General features: G+C 56.9%; 15 protein-coding genes. 9 read left to right on the top strand and 6 right to left on the bottom strand.

The annotated features are described in order from the left end of the window. The first annotated feature begins 32 nt into the window (after positions 1–32). The gene (locus ACNJYD_RS10210) at positions 33–353 is read left to right on the top strand and encodes a hypothetical protein (protein WP_439366223.1); all 321 of its coding nucleotides are present in this window, start codon (positions 33–35) and stop codon (positions 351–353) included. A gap of 748 nt (positions 354–1,101) precedes the next feature. Here the strand turns inward: ACNJYD_RS10210 and ACNJYD_RS10205 are convergent. Further along, a complete protein-coding gene (locus tag ACNJYD_RS10205) occupies positions 1,102–1,275 on the bottom strand; it encodes a helix-turn-helix domain-containing protein (RefSeq protein WP_439366222.1) in 174 nt (57 codons plus the stop codon). Between the two features lie 605 nt (positions 1,276–1,880). Between ACNJYD_RS10205 and aepX the strand changes: the two genes are divergently transcribed. Together aepX and ACNJYD_RS10195 are read left to right on the top strand one after the other, a co-directional pair. Continuing rightward, a complete protein-coding gene (gene aepX, locus ACNJYD_RS10200; RefSeq protein ID WP_439367451.1) occupies positions 1,881–2,738 on the top strand; it encodes a phosphoenolpyruvate mutase in 858 nt (285 codons plus the stop codon). Between the two features lie 304 nt (positions 2,739–3,042). Beyond that, positions 3,043–3,816, top strand: coding sequence for a phosphocholine cytidylyltransferase family protein (locus tag ACNJYD_RS10195; protein ID WP_439366221.1), 774 nt, complete (start codon positions 3,043–3,045; stop codon positions 3,814–3,816). A 255-nt stretch (positions 3,817–4,071) separates the two neighbouring features. On the opposite strand, the gene phnF is transcribed toward ACNJYD_RS10195, so the two are convergent. Beyond that, a complete protein-coding gene (gene phnF / locus ACNJYD_RS10190) occupies positions 4,072–4,872 on the bottom strand; it encodes a phosphonate metabolism transcriptional regulator PhnF (RefSeq protein WP_439366220.1) in 801 nt (266 codons plus the stop codon). Positions 4,873–4,891: 19 nt separating this feature from the next. Then, positions 4,892–6,391: an alkaline phosphatase family protein gene (locus tag ACNJYD_RS10185; protein ID WP_439366219.1), complete on the bottom strand. Its 1,500-nt coding sequence runs from the start codon at positions 6,389–6,391 to the stop codon at positions 4,892–4,894. Positions 6,392–6,626: 235 nt separating this feature from the next. On the opposite strand from ACNJYD_RS10185, the gene ACNJYD_RS10180 reads away from it, so the two are divergent. The 6 genes from ACNJYD_RS10180 to ACNJYD_RS10155 are packed head-to-tail and all read left to right on the top strand — an operon-like array spanning position 6,627 to position 12,742. Further along, on the top strand, positions 6,627–8,183 hold the full coding sequence (locus ACNJYD_RS10180; protein ID WP_439366218.1) for an ABC transporter substrate-binding protein: 1,557 nt from the start codon (positions 6,627–6,629) through the stop codon (positions 8,181–8,183). An 11-nt stretch (positions 8,184–8,194) separates the two neighbouring features. Beyond that, positions 8,195–9,256, top strand: coding sequence for an ABC transporter ATP-binding protein (locus ACNJYD_RS10175; protein ID WP_439366217.1), 1,062 nt, complete (start codon positions 8,195–8,197; stop codon positions 9,254–9,256). Further along, positions 9,257–10,153 (top strand): ABC transporter ATP-binding protein, encoded by an 897-nt coding sequence (locus ACNJYD_RS10170; RefSeq protein ID WP_439366216.1) that lies wholly within the window; start codon positions 9,257–9,259, stop codon positions 10,151–10,153. Between the two features lie 7 nt (positions 10,154–10,160). Continuing rightward, complete coding sequence (locus ACNJYD_RS10165) at positions 10,161–11,096, top strand: ABC transporter permease (protein ID WP_439366215.1); 936 nt, start codon at positions 10,161–10,163, stop codon at positions 11,094–11,096. Further along, positions 11,097–11,981, top strand: a complete 885-nt coding sequence (locus ACNJYD_RS10160) for an ABC transporter permease (RefSeq protein ID WP_439366214.1) — start codon at positions 11,097–11,099, stop codon at positions 11,979–11,981. A 29-nt stretch (positions 11,982–12,010) separates the two neighbouring features. Continuing rightward, entirely contained in the window at positions 12,011–12,742 is a 732-nt protein-coding gene (locus ACNJYD_RS10155; RefSeq protein ID WP_439366213.1) for a peptidase C39 family protein, read from the top strand. A 422-nt stretch (positions 12,743–13,164) separates the two neighbouring features. Here the strand turns inward: ACNJYD_RS10155 and asnB are convergent, their stop codons facing one another. From asnB to ACNJYD_RS10140, 3 genes are all read right to left on the bottom strand, one after another. Then, positions 13,165–15,009, bottom strand: coding sequence for an asparagine synthase (glutamine-hydrolyzing) (gene asnB, locus ACNJYD_RS10150; RefSeq protein WP_439366212.1), 1,845 nt, complete (start codon positions 15,007–15,009; stop codon positions 13,165–13,167). Positions 15,010–15,295: 286 nt separating this feature from the next. Next, positions 15,296–16,081, bottom strand: a complete 786-nt coding sequence (locus ACNJYD_RS10145; RefSeq protein WP_439366211.1) for a formyltransferase family protein — start codon at positions 16,079–16,081, stop codon at positions 15,296–15,298. A 33-nt stretch (positions 16,082–16,114) separates the two neighbouring features. Beyond that, positions 16,115–16,726 carry a CDP-alcohol phosphatidyltransferase family protein gene (locus tag ACNJYD_RS10140; RefSeq protein ID WP_439366210.1) on the bottom strand — a complete coding sequence of 204 codons (612 nt, stop codon included), beginning with the start codon at positions 16,724–16,726 and terminating at the stop codon, positions 16,115–16,117. Positions 16,727–16,852 lie beyond the last annotated feature (126 nt).

Genomic DNA, 16,852 nt, shown 5'->3' with positions numbered 1-16,852 from the left:
GCCAGATCGACATCATGCCAAGGGTGGTATGCATGGCGATCTCCGACGCGTCGGCTGCAAGCATTGCCGAGTTGGAGGAGCTTTTTCCTTGCGCAACACACGAAGTCACGCCGACAACTCGATTCGTTAACAGACTGCCGGGAGAATTGCGCTGCCGACGTGAGAGTAAAAATGCCCAAGAAACGACCTACGCTGCAACACGTCTTGGGATTGAGCCAACAAACAACATACAAGCACCAGATCAGGTTCTTCTGCGCAACAAAATGGCGAAATCATCAGCGGCAATTCTGCGCACCTGTCGTATCCACCTCGCGGAGAATGCATATGAGCTCTACATTGCGCAACGATTGTAGTCGCGTTGCACACCTCGCCTCCCCGTGGATACTGCAACTTTGCACATCATTGATGGCGCCCTCTGGTCGTGGTCCAACTCAGTCAGCTTGACTTTGGAGTCGCCTGCCTTTCCAGAGATACCCGGATCGCGGCTTCCGCCGCAAACATGTTTAGCTTATCTCGAATCCGCTACATCATCGGAAGAACCGAACATTCGCATTGGAGGTCAGCGAAGAGGTCGCTCATAGAGCCAGCTACGCTTCGTGAGGATTGCCCGCACTTGGTAGCGCGCAGAGCGCTAGAGTATGGGGCAACGTCTAACAGCACGCTTTCGAAAATCGGTTCACGGACTATCATTGCCGTCTTCGTGCCCGGCCTAGGCTGTCTACACAGCCTTTCCGATGACAACGACTTTAGTACCTAAACCGCTACGACCGCCTCCCAATTGGGACACGCATCCAACCGCCGCGTCCGCAGCACGGGGACGGATCGATCAGAACGTTAACACAGGGATTCGACAGACCCTCGAGCTTTCAAGAGCGTTTTGCGCCGCGATCTCACCTCCCCTGGTGGTCCACGGCGCCCCGTGACGATCGGCGACGAAATAGAAGCACACCCTTCATAAGCAGCTGCGGGCGCGTAATTTGCTTCACATTCCGCTGGAGCAACCCAAAGTCGCGCCTAACACTTCGCCATACTTGCATTAGGGGCAACGGAACCGATGCCGTTATCTTAGATAATACCCTGACGTCGCGCTTTGACGACGCACTAAGTCCGGCGGGACGTTTCCAGCTTTCGCATCGCATTCTTGACATGAAAGTTGACGGTGTTCTCGCTCACGTTCAGGATAACTGCGATCTCCCTGGATGACTTCCCCTGCTCGATCCATCGCAAGCACTGTTTTTCTCGTTCCGACAGCACACCCTTTTTCACATCCGCCATGATTTTCTCCTGGAGTCGAGAGAACAGGAATGCCATCAGCAAATGCCATACCACTCAGTGGCGCCTGCAAAGTATCGGCGAATCCGGACAAGTTCGTCGGCGATTGCCGTTGCACTCGCATGAGGCTGCTATCCTGCTGTAGCCCTATCGACGGGCTTTCGACATTGTCGTCAATCCGACGGCGGCATTACGACAAGCGTGGCTGTCGATATTTGCGTCTAAATCTATGTGAGCCGGATATCACGCTTTCCCTAAGCACTCCTCCCCCGAAGGAGTGTGGGAGTTCTCTCTCCGGGAGTAGCACGGGCTCGCGAACCCAGGTCATTCATTTTGCATCCAAGCCCTTCTTTCCAGCCTTAGGCGCGAGGCCAATCAACCCATAGCGAAAGCTTTGCGTTCGGCGCGCCTCCTATGGCGATCATGCAAGCCTTTGCCGTCCCAACAAACTACCAATGCTGGTCATTGAGCGGCATCACGCCGAAACGATATGAGCAGTGACGTTGGTGGCAATCTAGGTCAGCTTACAGGATTTAGCCATGCAGTATCAACCACAAGCCGTTCGGCCCACCGCAGGTCATCAATGCGCGCGGCCGTCGCCTGCCGAAATGCTTCATATCCAGGTCTGCTCGAATGATGAGCTCTCGTTTCTGATGGAAGCGCATGATGGCCTATCCGCCACAATCGCACAGCGGTCAGGGTTCAAGGGGCTCTGGGCGTCTGGTCTATCGATTGCCAGCTCGCTGGGCTATCGTGATGCCAATGAAGCTTCATGGAGCCAGCTCGTCCAGAGCGTCGAGCGCATAGTGGACTCGACAGAGCTACCTGTGCTCGTTGATGGGGATGGCGGCTTCGGCAATTTCAACAATGCTCGCCTGCTCGCACGGAAGCTTCGTCAGGCTGGCGCGGCAGGCGTCTCGCTTGAGGACAGCTGCTTCCCGAAGCTGAACTCGCTCATTGGTGAGCGGCATCCGCTCGCCGATATCGATGAATTCTCTGGTCGTCTGCGGGCTGCAAAGGATGCAGTCGCCGAAAATCTTGTTCTCGTGGCCAGGATCGAGGCGCTGATTGCCGGGCACGGATTGAACGAAGCTATCTTGCGGGCTCACGCTTATGCCGACGCGGGAGCCGATGCTATCTTGATTCATTCACGAAAGAGTACCGCGGACGAGATGCTTTCGTTCGTCACCGAGTGGCGGAACCGGCTACCGGTCGTGATCGTTCCGACCACATACTATCGAACGCCAGTCTCAGCCTATCGGGATGCGCGCATCTCCACGGTCGTCTGGGCCAATCACTCCATGAGAGCTGCGGCAGCTGCGATGCGGCGCGTCTGCGATAGTATCGCAGCTCAAGAGAGCGTTGCGAGCATTGAGCCTCAGATCGCACCGCTCAGCGAGATATTCGAGCTCCTGAGGTATGACGAACTCGCCGTGGCCGAAAAGCAATATCTGCAGCTCCGCTAGCCTATGGCAGCAGGATTTGTCACCTAAAGCTTTCTTTATCAAATCTGCCGATGAGTCCCTCACCTTTCGTCGGCCCCGCTCCAGTGTCACGCAACTTGGCAGCGACATAAACTCCTGGAGAGCTCTCGACATAGCAAAACAGCTTTGCCTACGGCACACACAGCGGCTAATGCAAGTGTATACACCGTCACGCCTACCTCCTTCACTCTTTGGGGTGGTCTGACAAGTCTGCGGCACCTGACACTTAACAAAGGCGTTCACGATGCGTGCAGAGCGATAGGCGGGATGAAGAAAGCGAATTGAAATGCCAATGAATGTTCCCAAGCATGCTCTCATTCTTGCCGCTGGAATGGGCTCTCGTCTACGGCCGCTCACGGAGCTAAGCCCAAAACCTCTAGTCCAAATCCATGGCACCCCCATACTGTACAACGCGCTACATAACCTTGGGTGTCTTGGCGTGGAACACGTAACGATCGTTGTGGGGTACCGAAAAGAGGCGATCCAAGAGGCCTGCGGCAGCCGCTTTGGCAGTGTTACGATTAACTACATCGAATCCTCCGTTTACGACCGTACTGGCAGCGCCTATTCGCTCTGGCTGGCGCGTGACGCACTCCTTTCCGGAGATTACTTCGTTCTTGAGGGCGACGTCTTCTTCGAGGATAATGTATTGCGGCAGCTGATCATCACTGAAGCGCCCAACGCTGCTGCTGTCGCTCCCTTCCATGAGCTGATGCAGGGATCGGCCGTCCTGTTGTCCGATCTTGGCTTCATTTCAGAATTTCGCTTGAAGCAAACAGCGCGAGATCTTATCGCGGGTGGCCCCCCTCTCTACAAGACGATGAATCTGTTACGGCTGTCCGCGTCTACTCTGCGGACAGAGGTCATTCCGGCCCTAGACGACATGATCAGGGCCGGAGCTACCCAGGCCTACACCGAGGAGCTTCTTTCCTATCTCGTGGAAACACGAGGCCTGCTGCTTGCTGCGGTGAGATGCGATGGCCTCAGGTGGTACGAAATCGATGACGCGGAAGATCTGCGTACCGCCGAGCGCATCTTCGCAGAAGCCGAGTACGTTTGATCCTATCGGCCAGGGTGAAGTTCAAGACGGTCACGGAAGGTTTGTCGCTGCGCGTCTTTGACATTCGCGGCTGCCTCTGACGCCCGGCGGGTAAGATCGGCCTAGAACGGACGCCGCAATCAAAGCGGCGCCTATGGTCTTAGCAGAACGCAAGCGCTCGTCCGGCATACAATGTAAAAACACGTCCCAAGCGATGGTGGTAGCGAAACAGTCATTTTGCGCCCAGCCGCTTTGACCACGGGAATGGGACGAGACCTAGACCTTGAGGGAGGCAGATGATTTCGATTTGCTCGCTTGCGCTTTTCCGGATCGAGACTTTCCTGCAAGCGACTGCTCCGCGGAACTATTCTCTTTGAAGTCGAATCTGAAGCTAATTCTTGGTGCGCAAAGTACATTCTCGCCAAATTTGATCGGAATACGGCCGGAGCAATCAAGGCCCTCTTTGACGAAGACCGGCGCCGAAGTGGACATTTCCAGCAGGCGCGCCTCACGGGCGAAGGGCAGACGCGCGCTTATCGTCACCCATTGCTGCGAGTAGTCGTCAATTCCGATGCGCCTGAGAGCTGTCGAGATCGAGTTGGTGCCAGAGAATTTGTCCAGCAGTCCGGGAGTGCGTTTCGACGGAAAGTAGCTATGCGCGATGACGATCGGGATCTCGTCCTGGTAACTGAGCGTGTCGATGCGCAGCACATCGTCACCGGCCTGCAAGTCGAGGTAGCCGGCCAGCCGCTCGTCTGCCGGTACCGTTGAAGCAGACAGGATCTTACGACGTGCCAAGCGGCCTTGCGAGATGAGATTGTCGGTCAGCCGGGTTTGAGGAGAGAGAAGATAGGGTGTTGGATGTTCGACAACGAAGGTCCCTCTCCCCTGCTCGACACGAAGCAGTCCTTCCTGCTCAAGTCTCCGAATGGCGTATCTCACGGTGTGCCGGTTGACACCATATTTGAGAGCAAGCTCGACGTCGTTCGGAAGTTTTTCGCCTGGCCGAAATCGGCTCGACGCAATAGCTTCTTCGATGTTCGATCGAACAAATTCCCAGCGTTTTCCTTGATACATAGGCCAAATAGTCCGTGGTTCAGGTGTTCAACTGCGTCGGATTAGCGTCACGTCTATCGTTCTTCGGTTGCGCCAGCCGCGTTACGGCCGCTCCCCTCAGATAAAAACGCCGACCGTAATGCTCCCGGAAGACAGTTGCCCGGCGCGCTGAAGAGGCAATTGAGACGCTCGCATCTTCGACATCATACTGACGTCCGTCCTGGCGATCTTGCAAAGCTTCATGGATGATACGGCCCTGCACAGTCAACGGTAGCGGCAGTCTCAAGCTGGACAGGATTGTCGGTACCAGATCAACGATGCTGGTCGGGGCAGCAGCAACTCCGCTTTTAAAGCCATTGCCAGCAAGGATGCATAATGAAGACAGCTCGTGCGCCGAAAGCCCGCCGTGCATGCCAACACCGATCGGATAGGCTCCATCGTAGTACACGGCGTCGGGCGGAGCGTTCCGATGGGCCGCGCTGCAATCGGCGAGAACAAACGACAGATCCGCGCTTCGTTGGTGTTCGGCCATGACAGCCGAAAGCGGGAGGGTGTTGGCGACAAGTGGAGAGCCATCGGCGGCCTTACGTGAGAAGGCCACGCCAAACCATGGCTGCTCGGAAAGGCTGTGATACATCTCTGTCAGAAGATGGCCTTCTCTGTCCCGGACCCAAATGTTGACAACCCTTTGAGCGGTTATTGCGGCGTCTACGTCGGGCGTGAGCTCGTATCCGACCTTGAATCCCGACCGCTGCAGGTGGTTCAATACGGAGACCTTTTCTCCAATGATGGCGTGCCCGTGATCGGATGCAGCAATAAGCTGTACTCCCTCTCGCTCTCCTTTCTCGCTCCACCAAGCGAAAATGCGCCCAAATTGCCGATCGACCTCGTGGAGCACCTCACGGGCCGTAGGATGCTGAAGTCCGAACATGTGATATGTAATGTCCGGCTCCGAAAGCCAGAGCAGGCTGACCTCCGGAAGCGCTTCTTTCTTGAGGAATGAAAAGAATAGATCGACAACACGTTCGATGGTAGCACGCGCCGGCCGCTCGTCGGGAGGGAGCAGTGGAAACGATGACGCAATCCGGCGATTGGCCGCGTTGTTACTGAACTTCGGTGGGTCGTGAACCCAGAACGCCGGCGCACCAGCCTGCCAACTGCCCCAGCTCGAAAGTCCAAAAGAGCCCTGCGACTGAGATCCGATCGTCAGCATCGCACGACCATGAGCCGCCAAGACTTCGCCGATCGTAGTGGCGGTGAGGACGCCACCGCGTTCGCTGCCGAGCGTCAGGAGCGCCGAGAGCGAAGATCCGTCGATGGACCGACCGTCTGCCAAAAAACGGTTGCCGATGATTCCATGAGCCGAGCTATGTCCGCCCGTGGCCAGCGCGGCCGATGAAACCCGCGTCTCACTGGGAAAAGATGAGGTATGGCGGTCAAGTCGAAGGCCGATTTTGGACAGCTCGGCGAGATTCGGCGTGACTGCGTCGTCTAGCTGGTCAGGACGAAGGCCATCGAGCATCACAATTACAAATTTCATTTGGCCACCTTCCCGCTCCGATTCCGCAGCCCCAACCTACGGGAGTGGCAGCCTTCTTGTCCAGAGCTACCTAGGCACCTAGGTTTGTCATGATGGTGTCACATGGTGTGAATTATATCTCGCAGTACTCGAACGGCCCCGCAGAAAAACATTGTGCGAGCCCCGCCCTGACCAAACGCGAGCACGTGGTCCAGAAGCTCCGCAATCGATAGCTGATGCTACTAAAGGATGTTCAATGAATATTCACAACCGACGTGAGGTTCTCAGGTTTGTCGGCGGGCTGTGCTTGCTTCCATCGACCTCTGTCTTCGCCCAAGACGCTGGCCGAACGGTACTGCGGATTGCAATGCAGGATCTGCGCGTCGAGCTCGATCCGCTCCATCCCCGCGCTACGGCGCTCGTGAGCTTCCGGGTACTCGAGAGTATTTACGACAAGCTCTTTGCAATCGACTATCAGCGCAACGGGCAGATTCGGCCGATGTTGGCTGAAAGCATCGAAGCCCTCGACAGCACCACATATCGCGTGTCTCTGCGGAAAGACGTACGCTTCCACGATGGCGAAGAGCTAACGGCAGAGGACGTCGCATTTACTTTTGGTGCAGAGCGTATGCTCGCAAAGGACAGTCCGGGTTTTGGCGTTGGCCAAATCAGCTTTCCATCGATGAGCGCGGTGCGGGCAACCGGTCGACATACTGTCGAGTTTAGCACCAAGGCGCCCGATCCTGTTTTTGTCAAACGCCTGACCTCCTATGGAGCCGGCATCGTCTCGAAATCGGCCTATCTGAAGGCCGCGACATTCGATCAATGGGCCAGGGCTCCCATAGCGGCGGGGCCTTACCGGGTCGTTGAGGCCGTCGAAAACCGCTACATACGCCTTGAGGCGCACGACGGATACTGGGGTGGAAGGCCGCCGCTGAAGGGGATCGAGTTTCGGATGGTGCGCGAGCCGGCGGCACGCGTCGCCGGCCTTCGCGCCGGCGACTTCGATATCGTCACAACCATAGCGCCGGATCAGTTCGATATCCTCGCGGCTGACAACCGTTTGGACGTGGTTGGAGGCGACACGATGTCCTTCCGCACGTTGGTCTATGATTCGGCCACGAACGATGTGCTGCGGGATCCGCGCATAAGGCGCGCCATGAATCTTGCGATCGATCGGCAGACCATTGTCAATAGTATTTGGCGCAAGCGCATAAGTGTGCCGCCCTCCCATCAACATCCTGCGTACGGGGTTCTCTACAATCCTGACCGGCCAATCCTTCGGTACAATCCGGAACAGGCGAAGCGACTTCTTGCCGAAGCCGGTTATAACGGGGCGGCAATTCCTTTCAAAACGGTCGGCAATTATTACACGGCCGAGCTTATCGAAACTCAAGCCATCGCAGCGATGTGGAGGGCTGCCGGCCTCAACGTCGATATCCAAATGAAGGAGAACTGGTCCCAGGTGGAAGACCGTCTGGGCCGCGGCGTGAACAACTCGTCCGATGGAACATACTACCCCGACCCAACCGCCTCGTTCGTCTCGCGCTGGGGGTCTCAAAGCAATTTTCAGAGGGGTGGGTATTGGCGTAACGACAGATTCAACGTGCTGGAGACGATCTTGCTAAGGGCGCAGGATGCGGTCGAAAGACGAGCCGCCTATCAAGAGATGCTCGACATATTCGACGAGATTGATCCACCCGGAACGGTGCTACATTCACTTGGCGAGTTCTTCGGAAAGCGCGCCAACATCAAGTGGACACCGACGCCGACGGGTTTGATGGATTTTCGGCCAGGCGCAATCAACATCTAGCCGAGAACGCCTTGAGCCAGACCCAGAAGAATATTGTCTGCTCGGAAGATGGAATCATGGACCACACCACTTCGCATGCACTTGGAGCGCCTTATGTCCAAACCTTTGAGCACGGAAATGCCGGACGCCCGGCCATTGCGGCTGGCAGCCCGCCGCTCCTGAGCATTAATGGATTGACTGTTGTTCTTGCAGACCGGCCCGAGACGCGCCTCCTGGAGGACGTTCGGTTCGAGTTGCGGAAAGGTGAGCTTTTAGCGCTTGTCGGCGAAAGCGGCAGCGGAAAAAGCGTCCTGTGTTCGACCATCATGGGAGTAGTAAGTTCCGAGCTGAGATGTCTCGGCGACATTCACATCGAAGGCCGGCCTCTTACGGATGTCGATAGGCGCCTGCGCGCGATGATCTACCAACAGCCAAGTCTATATCTTAACCCCGTCCGGAGCATAGGATTCCAAATTCGCGAGACTGTCCAGATGATTGGCGGCTTGAGCAAGCGAGAGGCGAGCGAAAGGGCTGCAGATCTGCTCTGCGATGTGGGGATCGATGACCCCAGAGAGACGATGAGAAAATATCCGCACGAGATGTCTGGCGGAATGAATCAGCGCGTCATGATTGCAATGGCGCTCGCGATGAAGCCGAAGCTTCTCATTGCAGACGAGCCGACCTCGGCTCTCGACGTAACCACGCAAAAGCAGATCCTTGACTTGCTTGAACGGCTCCGCTCTGACATGGCAATCCTCTTTGTGACCCATGACCTCGGCGTTGCCCTGCAGCGGTCGGATCGCATTGGCGTTCTCTACGCCGGCCAGTTGGTCGAAATCGGGTGCGCCGATCTTGTCGCTCGAACTCCCCTGCACCCCTATACGCGCGCGCTATTCTCCGCCGTCCCCCCGCTTTCAGGGCATCCCCGGCGTCTGCACAGCTCTGCAGGCAGCCTCCCTGAACCTACTCAGCGCCAGGCCGGCTGCAATTTCGCATCTCGGTGCTCCGGAACGATGGAGATTTGCCGACACACAAGGCCTGCCTTGCAGGGCATTCCACAACAAGTGGTGGCATGCCACAACTTGGAGGCATGAATGACGTTGCCAATCAGGCTTCCTCGCGTTTGCACACCGCGCCCGTCCACCGAGTCCATTCTCGAGCTGCGCAATATCGATTTTTGTTACCCTGCTCGCCGCTCCGCTGCGGAGGTCCTTGGCGGCGCGAGGTTGACCAAGATCAACATGAGCATCCGTCGTGGGAAAGCCCATGGGCTGATCGGGGAGTCCGGCAGCGGCAAAAGCACAATTGCGAAGCTTCTGCTTGGGCTGACAGCGCCACAAGCGGGCCAGATCTTTTTCGATGGCGAGCTGCTAACGCCGGCTCGATTGGCTGCGTTCCGCCTCCGTGTCCAACCTGTCTTTCAGAACCCTATCGACGCACTGAACCCAACCACCCCGATCGGGAAACAAATTATCGCGCCCCTGCTTGTGAACTTCAAAATGAAGTCTTCCGGTTGTCAGGCTCGGCTCGCCGCAGCAATTTCCACCGTTGGCCTATCGGGTGAGATCCTTGGCAAATTGCCACATCAGATAAGCGGCGGACAGGCGCAGCGGGTCAATATAGCGCGGGCGCTTATTCTCGATCCCGAGGTTCTGATCTGTGACGAGCCTGTATCCGCACTCGACATGACCGTTCAAGCTCAGATCCTGAACCTTCTGTCGGATCTGCGGGAGAGCCGGGGTCTCTCCCTCTTATTCATCAGCCATGACATCAGATCCGTCGCTTATCTCTGCTCAGAGATCACTGTCCTAAAGCGAGGAACCATCGTTGAGAGCGGTTCACGCGAACAGGTCCTGTTCGACCCGAAAACGGATTACATGAAGTCCCTGCTGAGGGCGGTGCCCAATTCTGAACTCGACGTTGAAAAGGCATTACCTTCAAAGCCCTGCTCGCAGCCAATAGGGCGTCGGCACTTGCCGGCGGAGAGGTGAGAGCCGCATGAGGCGAAAAGCCCAGAAGGTATTTGCGAGCAAAATTGCCCGCGCATTTGTCACGCTTGTTCTGATGGTAACAAGCGTATTCATTCTTATGCGCTGCGCGGGCGATCCGGTAACCGTCTTACTCGGGCCGGATGCGACCGCGGACATGCGCGCCGCATACTCGGGCGAATTGGGGCTCGACCGCCCGATTCTGGTACAGTACCTGGCCTATCTCCATAACGTCGTCCGAGGCAGCTTAGGCGTTTCTTACGTCTACCGACAGGATGCACTCGGTGTCGTCCTCAGCCATCTTCCGTTGACGCTGATGCTCACCTGCTCTGCTCTTACCTTGGCGGCGGTCACGGGCATTGCGGGAGGAATAGCTGCCGCGGTGTTTCCATCGAGCTTCATAGGCCGTGCGTGCACGATCGCGAGCCTGGTCGGATTGTGCGTTCCCAGCTTCTTTCTGGCAATCGTCCTGATGCTGGTGTTCTCAATTCAGCTCAATTGGTTGCCGACCGGCGGGGCTGAGAGCTGGCGCAGCTTGGCTCTGCCGGCAGTAACCATTGCGGCCGCAAGCTCGGCCGTGCTTGCCCGCTACACGCGCGTGGCCGTTCGTGAATCGCTGGAAAGCCGGTATGTGTTGGCTGCGTTTGTGCGCGGCATTCCGTTCTCGCGGATATTGATCCACCACGTACTGCCCAATGCGGCGGTGCCAATCCTGACCATACTTGGCCTACTCATCGGCGGAGCGGTAACTGGTTCGACGGTCGTCGAGACGGTCTTCTCATGGCCCGGTATTGGAAATCTCTTCGTCACATCCGTCGGAAGTAGAGATATTCCAGTGGTCCAGGCAATTGTCCTGCTTGCTGGCACTGCGATGATCATGACCAACTTGGCCGTCGATCTCGGTTACACCTGGCTTGATCCGCGGTCGAACTCCTCGGAGACATAGATGAGTACCGTCTGGGCGCGTGATTGGACTTGGAACGTCTTTCGTTTGCCGAAAGACGGACGCGTTCCGCAAAGGCTACCCAAGATAGGATTCTATGGTGCCTCCATATGGATTGTCGGATGTCTGTTGATTGCCGCACTGGCCCAGGTGATCTCCCCCTATCATCCAGCACAGATCTCCTTGAATGCACGGCTTTCGCCACCACTGCTCTTCGGCGGCACGCTGGAACATTTGTTGGGCACCGACGAGCTCGGCCGGGACGTGCTGGCTCGCTTGATATATTCGATCCAGATCAGCATGCTCGTTGCGGCTTGCGGGACCTTCATCAGTACGCTGCTCGGCGTTTCATTGGGCTTTCTCGCTGCCGAGCTTGGCGGACTGGTCGATGACGGGGTTATGGCGCTTGTTGATATGCAGGCTGCTGTGCCGTTCATGATGACCGCACTCCTTGTCATAACAATATTTGGCAATTCCCTGGCACTCTTTGTGTGCCTTGTGGGCTTGCACGGTTGGGAGCGCCACGCCCGCATCGCCAGGGGACTGGCTTTGACGGTCCGCAATCGGCTCCACGTAACGGCGGCGCGGACCTACAACGCTTCGCGGATCCATATCTACGCAAGGCATATTCTGCCTGCCTGTGCACCTACCATCGTGGTCGGCATGACCCTTGGGCTCACCGAGACGGTCCTACTGGAAAGCACCCTGAGCTTTCTGGGACTGGGGATACAACCGCCGATGTCCAGCTTGGGTAATATGGTGGGATTCGGCAGAGACTATTTGATGACCGCATGGTGGATCGCGCTCGCGCCGGGCCTCGTCATCGCAGCGACAGCGATCGCCCTCATGACAATCAGCGAGTCGCTGCGCCAGACGAGACCTCGCTAAGCTTCTTCACATCCATCTAAGGTGGCGTCATGTCGCGTCCGGACTTCGAAAGCTCAACCAATCAAATGGCCAGGAACGTTCCTCTCTATCGGCAAAAGAGGAAGTTCACTTGTGGACCATCTTCCCTGATGATGGTCATGTCCGCGCTGGACCAGCGATATCAGCCGAATGAAACAGCTGAGCTCGAGATCTGGCGCGAGGCAACGACCATTCACGGCGGCTGCGGGCCGGTTGGTCTGGCATTAGCTCTCAAACGCCGCGGCTTCGCGACGCTCGTAGTCGTGAGCCATGGTGGGCTCTTTCTTCAGTCTCGCGCTTCACAAGGCGGCGAGGTAGAGGTGATGCAGATTCTCCAGGAGCGAGATCTCGCCGAAGCATACCAGCGCGGCATACCTGTCCATATTGGCACTTACAGCCCCGACGACCTCTCGAAATGGATGGCGGTGGGGTGGTATCCCATCGTGATGGTCAGCATCGAGTTCGAAGGTAAAACCATCACTCATTGGGTGGTGGTGACCGGGGCCGACCTCGATTGCGTGTTCTTCAATGATCCTCTCAAAGATCCCGCCGAGGCAGATACTGCCACGCGCGTCGACCACGAGAGCTTTGCCAGCATGACGGAGTTCGGTCCCGACCGGGAAAGAGCGGTCATTCTTGCGGGCCTTCCAAAAATGGCGAATGTTGCGCTTCCGCTGCCCAGGATTCCTGCTGGCCCTCAACTTCGGCCTGACACACCGAGTGTTTCTGGTCCCGAACGCTGATGTATTTTGGTAGGCGCTAAAAGCCCAACATAGCCACTATCAGCTGATTCGAATGGTGCCATCGGTCGGCAGCGCCGGTACGCGCCGCGTCCGCCAGTAGCATAACCAGCCATCAGGATTGGCCGGCCCTGCATTCCTACAGGGCGTTAGTCTAACCTGCGTTTTCCGGGCGCAGAAGGGTTAGGCCGCAATCATGGTCGACTACCTTCACTCGTGTCTTAATGCGTCAGGTCTAGTTCGCCGCCGTTCCAGCTGCCCTCAGAACGCATCATGCGAACTGGGTCGCACGATCGCGCGTCCACACATTCTCCATTTCGCCCTCTGGCATTCTCCCGCTCCGTACCGATCGGCTCGAGGCTTACCGCTGATGGGTACGGAATTCCGGATTGCCCTCGCGCCACCGCATCCGATCCTACAAAGATCTATGAAGATAGCTCACGAAGGAACACTTCTAGATTGCAGATCAACCAGAGCTGTTTTCCGAATCTATCGTTGGCCGCTTGAGAGTGGCGTGCATACCATCGTCGGAGAGCGCCAACATCGAGATAATCGGCGATCGCGGGACAGTCTTTGAAGATTAAATCTCGAAACGGCGCCGAGCTCTGGTCTGTCGCCCACTTACCTAACGGCAACGGAAACCCGAGCTTCTTTCTCGTGATCACGCTTGCGGGTATTCGGTCTTCGTAAAGAGTGCGCAGAGCGGCCTTGGAAACGTCAAGCGTCTCGCTAAATTTCTCAATCGAAGTGAAGGCCGCCTGAAACGGGGCGAAGGCATGCTTCCAACGCAGATGTTCTGAAAACGACATGCGCAGAGCCAACGCAACGATACGATGGTCTGTGAAGGGCACTCGAGACTCCACCCCCGCCGCCATTGTGGTGTTGTCGACCATTTCCAGCAGCGCCGGCAGATGATGCCGTACAAAGAATTGCCTGATGCGCTCGACCGGAGTGGCGCCGCCTGAATGGTAGGCGTTATTCATCCAATCGATCAAATCCGCATCGTGAACAATGTCCCTTCTCCATGCCGGTGTCCCCAGCTCCAGCTTCTCGGCTTGCGGAAAGTAGGTGTACCGCGCAAGAAAGAGGTCGAATTCGCTCGCCTTGAACTTGGGAAGGCCGATATGACGTCGCGCCGGGCGGCCAATGACGTCAGGCAAAGCGGCTAGCACTGCCTGTCGGCGAAGGTCGAAGGACAATCTGAAGATCCGGCTATATCCAAGGAATATCTCGTCGGCACCCTCGCCGGTCAGGAGAACCTTGTGAGAGTGGCCGACCGCCCGCGCGAGCAAATACATCGCCGCTTCGTTATGCATGCCGACTGGATGACCACGTAATGCGGTAAGGCGCTTAACGACATCCAGGCTTGTTGCCCCGGGCAGCCGAACCAAGACGTGGGCGAGCTTGAGGGATTTAGCGACCTCGACAGCATAGGGGCTTTCATCGTACTCATCATCGCATACGACGCCAGTGAAGCATGTCGGCTTTTGTGCAGATTGCCTTGAAAGCTCGAAGGCCAAGACACTGGAATCGAGCCCTCCGGAAAGCAGCGCGGCAACTGGGGTGTCGGCCGCCAAATGTTCCTCCACGGCGCCGCCGATCAACATTTCGAGAGAACAATCACCGATATCATCGAGGTGCGCAGGATCCCACCAACGCGTATGCTCGTGCGATTGCGCTGTGATCTTCAGCCAGGTGCCAGGTTGAAGCTTTCGAATATCTGCGAACAGCGACCTCTCGCCGAAGACGGCACGGTAGGAGAGGAAGCTTGATAATCCAACCGGATCGAGCTTTGAGCGGACTCTCGGCCAATGCAGGATGGCTGACGGCTGTGAGGCAAAGACAATTCCATTATCTGCGCAAGCGTAGTATAAGGGCTTAATTCCAAGCCGATCTCTGACGAGGAACGCTGTGCCGGTCTTTTGGTCGTGGATTGCGAAAGCAAACATTCCCCGCAGACGTTTGACGCTATCAATCCCCCAACAAGCAAACGCCTTGCAAAGTACCTCCGTATCCGACTCTGTCCGAAAGCGGTATCCCCGCCGGAGCAAGTCCCGCCTTAGGTCTCGGTAATTGTAGATCTCCCCATTGTAAGTGACTGCCAGGCCGAGCTCATCATCGAGGAACGGTTGATTCGACCGAGGGTCCGGATCGATGATAGAGAGCCTCCGATGCGCAAAGGCAAACGAGGGCGTTACGCAACTGCCACTCGCGTCGGGCCCGCGGTGGGCGAGCCTCTGAACGCAACGCGCGAGGTTCCGCTCCGTCACCGACTTATCGGTAATCCTTCCGATGAATCCGCAAATTCCACACACAGCTAGCCCTCCTCATGTGCGCTAGGCCGGCTCCCAGGCGGTCGGGTCGCCGGCCCGCTGGCACCTCTCCATAGGCCGGATGCTCCAAAAACGCCCTCCAGAGCTAGGATCACGGTCAGGTCGCGGAGCGGCAGTGTGCCGGCAACAGACTGGCCTCCGTTGACCTTCTCGAAAAGCGCGATCTCCAATATTCCGGATTACCTGCCGTGCTGCGCGCCAAGTCGAACCTGACCCTTGGAGGCTAAACACCACGAATGAGCGTCCGAACCTCATCGGTCAGGACTCGTTCCACGAGCCACTTCGGAGGCTCAATACGTGGTGGAAGATATAGCGCGCGATAGAGCCGATCGAGTTCTTCGGCGCTTCGTGGAACGTCCGACGAATCCAAGAGTGCGGTCATCATGCGCATGGGATAGAAGCAAGGCTTGCGCTTATCTTGAGCGATCAACAGGTCTTGAGAGCGACGGGTAGCCGATCCGTCCAACAAACGCAGCCACACCTGGCAAAACAGCGCGTAGCCATAAAGTTGGGCTCTGGTATCTAACGAAAGAGCTGTCTCTGAAGACAGGACGGGGAATTGCAACTCGCCGATAATATCGCCCCTGTCCACTCGCTCCGACAGATGGTGGACAGTCACCCCGAAGCTCTTCTCGCCATTGATTATGGCATGCGTCCGCGCAAAACTGCCGCGATATTCAGGGAGCGGGCCTGGATGAAGATTGATGCCTCCTCGATCAAAGCCTGCGAGGATTCGGGCGGGGAAGATCTTGTTCCACATGACACTGACGAGAAACTTTCCGAGAGGAGGAACATCGTCTATCGATTCGAAAAACGGTATGCCGAAGCGATCTGCGACTTGCCAAAGCTCCTCACTGGTTTCATGCCGCCACCATGTTTTCTCGTACCGGGAAGCGCCGAGAATGCCGGCGATGTGGTCTTTGCCGCAGGTCTCGATGACAAACAGAAGACAGCGGGTCGCAAGTCCCCTGGTTCCGGCAAATACCACGCCATCAATTAAACTCGACATTTCTCAGCCTTATCGCGTTCCAGGCGACACCGATTATGCGCCCGTTCTACTCGCAATCAGCAGTCCGGCGGACCCGGTGACCGCTACGCAGATGGTGATGACATGCACAAGAGTGCCTGAGGCTTTGATCTTGAACGGGGCGATGTGGAGCAGCGATAGCGGTACAAAGACAGCAGGAAGAACGATGTCCAACTCAAGCGGCGCGATCGTGTGGTCAATTAGCAAGATCGCCGCGAGCACTGGCAGAGCGTAAGAGAGAGGTAGACCGGTCGAATAGCCGCGATCGTCCAATCCGAAATAGTCAAAATATGCCAGGCGAAGAGCTCCGATCAATATCATGAAGGCTGTGAATACCGCAGATGCTGGCAAATCGATGAAGGATGCGATGACAATTGCCGGGAGGACTGATCCAAAGATGAGGTCCGAGAACGCATCGAGAGCTTTACCAATGGCTTTGGTGGCCGCTGTACGATTCTTGGTGCGCCGGGCAATTTCGCCATCCACATCATCAGCGATAATGGCCCAGAGTCCGAGCGCTATTCCCACCTCCTGGTGTCCTCTCGTTACTAGCCCCATCGCTGCACCAGAACAGAGGATCCCCACTGCAGTAACGGCGTTCGCGCGGTCAGCTAGGAAGGCGATCATCGGACCTCGATATTGTTGTTTCTGCCGAAGGCGATCGCAATCACGCCCTTGCGGCCGCTTACGTACCGCAACTACGCTTAAATTGGGCGAGGTCCACCAAGTCCGCAAACTACCAGTTCTAGGAGG

It is taken from the genome of Bradyrhizobium sp. SPXBL-02, assembly GCF_051853065.1.
Classification (GTDB): Bacteria; Pseudomonadota; Alphaproteobacteria; order Rhizobiales; family Xanthobacteraceae; genus Bradyrhizobium.
Note: the sequence above shows the minus strand (reverse complement) of the source record. Positions and strands in the feature narration are given on the sequence as shown.

What these genes read in the sequence shown, in the direction of transcription:
- ACNJYD_RS10210 (WP_439366223.1), top strand. Translation starts at nt 33, where the DNA reads ATGGCGATCTCCGACGCGTCGGCTGCAAGCATTGCCGAGTTGGAGGAG.
- ACNJYD_RS10205 (WP_439366222.1), bottom strand. Translation starts at nt 1,275, where the DNA reads ATGGCGGATGTGAAAAAGGGTGTGCTGTCGGAACGAGAAAAACAGTGC.
- aepX (WP_439367451.1), top strand. Translation starts at nt 1,881, where the DNA reads ATGCTTCATATCCAGGTCTGCTCGAATGATGAGCTCTCGTTTCTGATG.
- ACNJYD_RS10195 (WP_439366221.1), top strand. Translation starts at nt 3,043, where the DNA reads ATGCCAATGAATGTTCCCAAGCATGCTCTCATTCTTGCCGCTGGAATG.
- phnF (WP_439366220.1), bottom strand. Translation starts at nt 4,872, where the DNA reads ATGTATCAAGGAAAACGCTGGGAATTTGTTCGATCGAACATCGAAGAA.
- ACNJYD_RS10185 (WP_439366219.1), bottom strand. Translation starts at nt 6,391, where the DNA reads ATGAAATTTGTAATTGTGATGCTCGATGGCCTTCGTCCTGACCAGCTA.
- ACNJYD_RS10180 (WP_439366218.1), top strand. Translation starts at nt 6,627, where the DNA reads ATGAATATTCACAACCGACGTGAGGTTCTCAGGTTTGTCGGCGGGCTG.
- ACNJYD_RS10170 (WP_439366216.1), top strand. Translation starts at nt 9,257, where the DNA reads ATGACGTTGCCAATCAGGCTTCCTCGCGTTTGCACACCGCGCCCGTCC.
- ACNJYD_RS10165 (WP_439366215.1), top strand. Translation starts at nt 10,161, where the DNA reads ATGAGGCGAAAAGCCCAGAAGGTATTTGCGAGCAAAATTGCCCGCGCA.
- ACNJYD_RS10160 (WP_439366214.1), top strand. Translation starts at nt 11,097, where the DNA reads ATGAGTACCGTCTGGGCGCGTGATTGGACTTGGAACGTCTTTCGTTTG.
- ACNJYD_RS10155 (WP_439366213.1), top strand. Translation starts at nt 12,011, where the DNA reads ATGTCGCGTCCGGACTTCGAAAGCTCAACCAATCAAATGGCCAGGAAC.
- ACNJYD_RS10145 (WP_439366211.1), bottom strand. Translation starts at nt 16,081, where the DNA reads ATGTCGAGTTTAATTGATGGCGTGGTATTTGCCGGAACCAGGGGACTT.
- ACNJYD_RS10140 (WP_439366210.1), bottom strand. Translation starts at nt 16,726, where the DNA reads ATGATCGCCTTCCTAGCTGACCGCGCGAACGCCGTTACTGCAGTGGGG.